Genomic DNA, 4995 nt, shown 5'->3' with positions numbered 1-4995 from the left:
ATAGTTCGCTTGAGGGCCGAGAAACGGGAATAAGCGACTGATTTGATCTTTTTTTCGATCAAGCGCCATTTTTTAAATAGCCACGAGCTGCGGTCAGCCAAAAAGACGCGGCTATTTCAGACCATCCCTAGTGGTTACCTGATGCTGCTGAAGATGAACGACGCGACGGCGACCTCGGCGATGGAGGGCTTCAGCGCCGCCCTCAATAACATGCCGCTGGCGATGCGCAAGAGCATGACCTACGACCAGGGCCGGGAAATGGCACAGCACGCCGAGATCACCCAGAGAACCGGTGTGGCGATCTACTTCTGCGACCCGCACAGCCCTTGGCAGCGCGGCAGCAACGAAAACATTAATGGCCTGATCCGCCAGTACCTGCCCAAGGGCACTGACTTGTCGGTACATAGCCAAGAAGAACTGGATGCCATTGCGTTTCAACTGAACATGCGTCCACGTAAGCGCTTCGATTTCAAATGTCCTATCGAAGTCATGAGCGAAGTGATGCAGAAAGCCTTGGCTATGCAATATGATGCTCCTGCGTCAATTCAATAACCGTGTTGCACTCAGCTCCTGCAACCGCCCATCTACTTTCAACTGTCACAGACAGACTATTAGCCAAGTGTGGCGTCAAGTTCTCGACATTAGCGGGCTGACAACATATGCAAGCAAAGTTGACGATTTTTAACTTGTTGGCGATAGTCTTATTCAAATGCGCCGCTATAATGCAGCGTGCAACCAGAGCGAACTGGCCTCGAGAGCGCTCCCCGCGAGCCTGAGCTTTTCCTTGTCCAGACCTTGGTTGCAAATACCGGGAGCCCAGTTCCACTGTCCACCCGTTATTTGTGAAGTAAAAAGAAAACTGTTGCTACGACAGCTGTTCTTCCCGGTGTCGTGGCCGCGTGCAATTATGAAGTGGCATCGCGTTTCACCGGAATCAACTCAACTCAATTAGGTAATAATGTGACGAAAGACGAACTGCGCGCGGAACTTGAGCGCCAGGAACAACGTTACAAGGATGTTTACGGCGGGGAAGTCACCACCTACGCCGCCCAGCCAGAGCCCGAGCGCAAACCCTGGCGCAAACGAGCCAGCCTGCTCGACCAGGCGTTTGCCCAGGAAATCCAGAAGATCGAAAAAGACCTCAAGGCCGAAGAGCCATAAGCCCTGTCGGACTGAGCCTTCCTGGCAAGTCATCGCCCTGCCAGCTACCTCTGGCAGGGGCGCCTTGGGCATGCCCGTCAATCGGCATCTTTCGCGCTATCACGAAATTTCATACAAGCGTTTCAGATCTGCGACATTAATTGTCGCACCCCGCTCTACGCCCTCTATTCTTTACAAATCAATGAGTTGCCAAACCACTGAGATATCTGGTAGCCGCACCCTTCCCACAAACTAATTCGTTGAAGAATGTTACCGACGAGCAGCTAGTGCATAGATTACTGAGGTTTTCTGGCATAATCGCGCCCCCTTACGACCGGGTCATAAAACCTTCATGATCGATTTATTCAGCGGACTGGATGCTTGGGTTCTTGTGAGCCTGCTGCTCGCCCTCGCCTTTGTCCTCGCCTTCGAGTTCATCAATGGCTTTCATGACACCGCTAACGCGGTGGCCACAGTCATCTATACCAAAGCGATGCCGCCGCACCTGGCCGTATTCTTTTCCGGGGTGTTCAACTTCCTTGGCGTGTTGCTCGGCGGGGTAGGCGTTGCCTATGCCATCGTGCACCTGCTGCCGGTGGAGTTGCTGATCAATGTAAACACCGGCCATGGCCTGGCCATGGTGTTTTCATTATTGGCAGCGGCCATCACCTGGAATCTCGGCACCTGGTATTTCGGGATCCCGGCATCCAGCTCCCACACCCTGATCGGTTCGATCCTCGGTGTCGGCCTGGCCAATGCCCTGATCAACGATATTCCGCTGGCGGACGGGGTCAACTGGCAGAAGGCTATCGATATCGGCGCCTCGCTGGTGTTCTCGCCCATGGCCGGCTTCCTGGTCGCTGCCCTGGTGTTGATTGGCCTTAAATGGTGGCGTCCGCTGTCCAAGATGCACAAGACGCCGGACCAGCGCCGCAAGCTCGATGACAAGAAACACCCGCCCTTCTGGAACCGCCTGGTACTGGTGATTTCCGCGATGGCCGTGAGTTTCGTGCATGGCTCCAACGACGGCCAGAAAGGTATCGGCCTGATCATGCTGGTGCTGATTGGTATCGTGCCCGCGCAGTTCGTACTCGATCTGGGCAGCACCACTTACCAGATCGAGCGAACCCGCGACGCCACCCTGCACCTCAACCAGTTCTACCAGCGCAACCACGAAACCCTCGGCGAATTCCTTGCCCTGGGCAAAAGTGTCAAAGACGACCTGCCAGGCAAGTTCCGTTGCAACCCGCAACAGACCGAGCCGACCATCACCGCCCTCCTCGGCACATTGAAGGGTGTTTCTGACTACCGTTCCTTGACCTCCGATCAGCGCATTGAAGTACGTCGCTACCTGCTGTGCCTGGACGACACCGCGAAAAAAGTCGGCAAGCTGCCAGGCCTTGATTCCCGCGAGAAGTCGGACCTGGAAAAACTGCGCAAAGACCTGACCGCCACCACCGAATACGCCCCGTTCTGGGTCATCCTCGCCGTGGCCCTGGCCCTCGGCCTGGGCACCATGGTGGGCTGGAAGCGTGTGGTACTGACGATTGGCGAGAAGATCGGCAAGCAGGGCATGACCTATGCCCAGGGCATGTCGGCGCAAATCACCACCGCCACTATGATTGGCTTTGCCAACATCTTTGCCCTGCCGGTGTCCACCACCCACGTGCTGTCTTCGGGTGTGGCCGGGACCATGGTCGCGAACAAGAGCGGCCTGCAAGGCGGCACCGTGAAGACTATCCTGATGGCCTGGGTCCTGACCCTGCCGGCCACGGTGAGCCTGTCGGCCGCACTGTTCTGGCTGGCGTCCAAGGCGCTGGGCAGTTAACCGCCTGCGCAATGAATAAAGGCGTGACCTGCGAGGGTCACGCCTTTTTTAATGGCCAAATTCCAGTCAATCGGCATAGGGGACGGCCTTCATAGACCGTACCCCTGCCACACCACCCGGCATGCGGGTCCGCACCGGGCGGTTCGAGAGATTGAGGTCAGGAGAGACGTGGAAGTCCCAGGCGATCAAACCACGCGAGATTAAGCACCCAATTCAACGCCCATCGACTGTTGTCCCACCAACGGCGGGTGTTACACGCCACTTTCTGGGCGACTTCTTTACTCGCACCCAAAGCCCGCAATTCGCGATAAGTCGTCGTTCCCCGTTTCCATTGCTTGAGTTGAATCGCTCTGAGTCGGTGCCGCATCCATTTGTCCAATTCACGCCAGACGCCTGGTGTTTGCGACAACTTGAAATAGGCTTTCCAACCCAGCAAATAGGGACGTAGGAGGTCGACGACCTGCTGCAAACTGCGGCCACATGAACGGCGAGTGAACTGCCGGATACGTTGCTTGAATTGCTTTTGTGCCTTCTGAGATACCGCACGTTTGACTTCGTCACGGGCGCACCAAAATGCGTAACCCAGAAACTTGCGACCAAACGCACTGGCCACCGCGCTCTTGCTCTCGTTGACGCTCAAGTGCAGCTTTTCATACAGACGCCTCAGCAAGATCATCACCCGCTGCCCGGCTTTATGACTGCGAACATAAACGTTCGCGTCGTCGGCATAGCGCACGAAGCAATGACCTCGATATTCAAGCTCCCGATCCACTTCGTCCAGCAGCACATTAGCTAGCAACGGTGACAGCGGACCGCCCTGCGGCGCCCCGCAGCGGCTTTTCTCGATCACGCCATTGATCAGCGTTCCCGCATCCAGGTACGCCCGAACCAGTCGAATAACTGCCCGATCCGCAATCCGATTGCGTAGGCGATCAATCAAAATGTCGTGATCGACCCGGTCGAAGAACTTCTCCAGATCAACATCCACTACCACTTTGCGGCCTGAGGACACGTGACGCTGAGCCGCCAAAACGGCGTCCTGCGCGCAGCGTCCCGGGCGAAAGCCGTAGCTGTGTTCACTGAAAGTCGGATCGAGTAATGGCTGCAAGACTTGCAGCAACGCTTGTTGGATCAAGCGGTCGGTGACCGTCGGAATGCCCAACTCGCGCTCACCGCCGTCGGGTTTGGGAATAACCACACGTCGTACCGGACTGGGCCGGTAGACACCCGAAAGAAGCTGTTCACGAATCGCCGCCCATTGGCTCAGGAGATGTTCAGCGGTCTGTTCAATATCCAGACCATCGACTCCCGCTGCACCTTTATTGGCTTTGACCCGCTTCCACGCCCGTTTCAGGTTTGCTCTCGCAAAGGCCCGTTCCAGCAGCCTTTGCCCTGCGTTGTCGGATTCATCTTGCGGGCGATTGACCTCGTCGCTGACAGGACTTCTCACGGTTTCACCGCTCGTTATCTCCGTCCGCCCCGCGTTTGGCAGGCATCTGACTTCCGGTCGTTCGCATCAACATGGCCTATAACGCTTTCTCTCGTTCGGCCCTTCGTCAAAAAAAAAGACTACTACGGCCTCTGCTGACTTCTCGCTCCGGCTCGCACCGTCGCCCTTTCAGGCACAAGGCGAGATCTCCCCAGGTAAGGAACGCAATCCTTCCCCGCACAACCGCCGGATTTACGCAGCCTGATCCTTGACCACAAGAGCTTCGCGATCTTTTGCTCGCTCGCCCTGATCGGCTTCGCCTTCTATCCGGTTCTTGTCCATCGGCTCGCGGTTTCGATTCACGCTTCCTCCCCACACTCGGTCGCCCTCATGCAGTTGCGCTTCACTTCGTTCGCTGTGGCCAGCTTACGACGGGACTTTCACCCGCAAGATTGCGCCCATGCTGGGCGCAATCGAGTAGGAGGCGGATTCACATCCGCCGTCCTCTCACACCACCGTACGTACGGTTCCGTATACGGCGGTTCAGGTTATACGGTTAAGTCGGTTTATCGTATCCAGTATCGAGACCAGCCCGAGG

At 56.6% G+C, this 4995-nt stretch carries 3 protein-coding genes and 1 pseudogene; 3 read left to right on the top strand and 1 reads right to left on the bottom strand.

Translation table 11 applies throughout. The annotated features are described in order from the left end of the window. Window positions 1-129 precede the first annotated feature (129 nt). From BLL38_RS29500 to BLL38_RS29490, 3 genes and pseudogenes are all read left to right on the top strand, one after another. Window positions 130-552 (top strand): annotated as a pseudogene (locus BLL38_RS29500) (IS30-like element ISPsp4 family transposase); the annotation flags it as partial. A 408-nt stretch (window positions 553-960) separates the two neighbouring features. Beyond that, a complete protein-coding gene (locus BLL38_RS29495; RefSeq protein WP_029297082.1) occupies window positions 961-1161 on the top strand; it encodes a hypothetical protein in 201 nt (66 codons plus the stop codon). Between the two features lie 331 nt (window positions 1162-1492). Next, window positions 1493-2968 (top strand): inorganic phosphate transporter, encoded by a 1476-nt coding sequence (locus BLL38_RS29490; protein WP_076965342.1) that lies wholly within the window; start codon window positions 1493-1495, stop codon window positions 2966-2968. A 157-nt stretch (window positions 2969-3125) separates the two neighbouring features. Here BLL38_RS29490 and ltrA read toward each other — a convergent pair whose 3' ends face one another. Then, the gene (ltrA, locus tag BLL38_RS29485; protein WP_076965341.1) at window positions 3126-4418 is read right to left on the bottom strand and encodes a group II intron reverse transcriptase/maturase; all 1293 of its coding nucleotides are present in this window, start codon (window positions 4416-4418) and stop codon (window positions 3126-3128) included. Window positions 4419-4995 lie beyond the last annotated feature (577 nt).

Origin of the sequence: Pseudomonas gessardii (genome assembly GCF_001983165.1) — a bacterium.
Classification (GTDB): domain Bacteria; phylum Pseudomonadota; class Gammaproteobacteria; order Pseudomonadales; family Pseudomonadaceae; genus Aquipseudomonas; species Aquipseudomonas gessardii.
The sequence above is the reverse complement of the archived record's forward strand: the minus strand, read 5'-3'. Positions and strand labels throughout refer to the sequence as shown.

Coding starts and splice junctions, on each gene's coding strand:
- BLL38_RS29490 (WP_076965342.1), top strand. CDS start 1,493: ATGATCGATTTATTCAGCGGACTGGATGCTTGGGTTCTTGTGAGCCTG.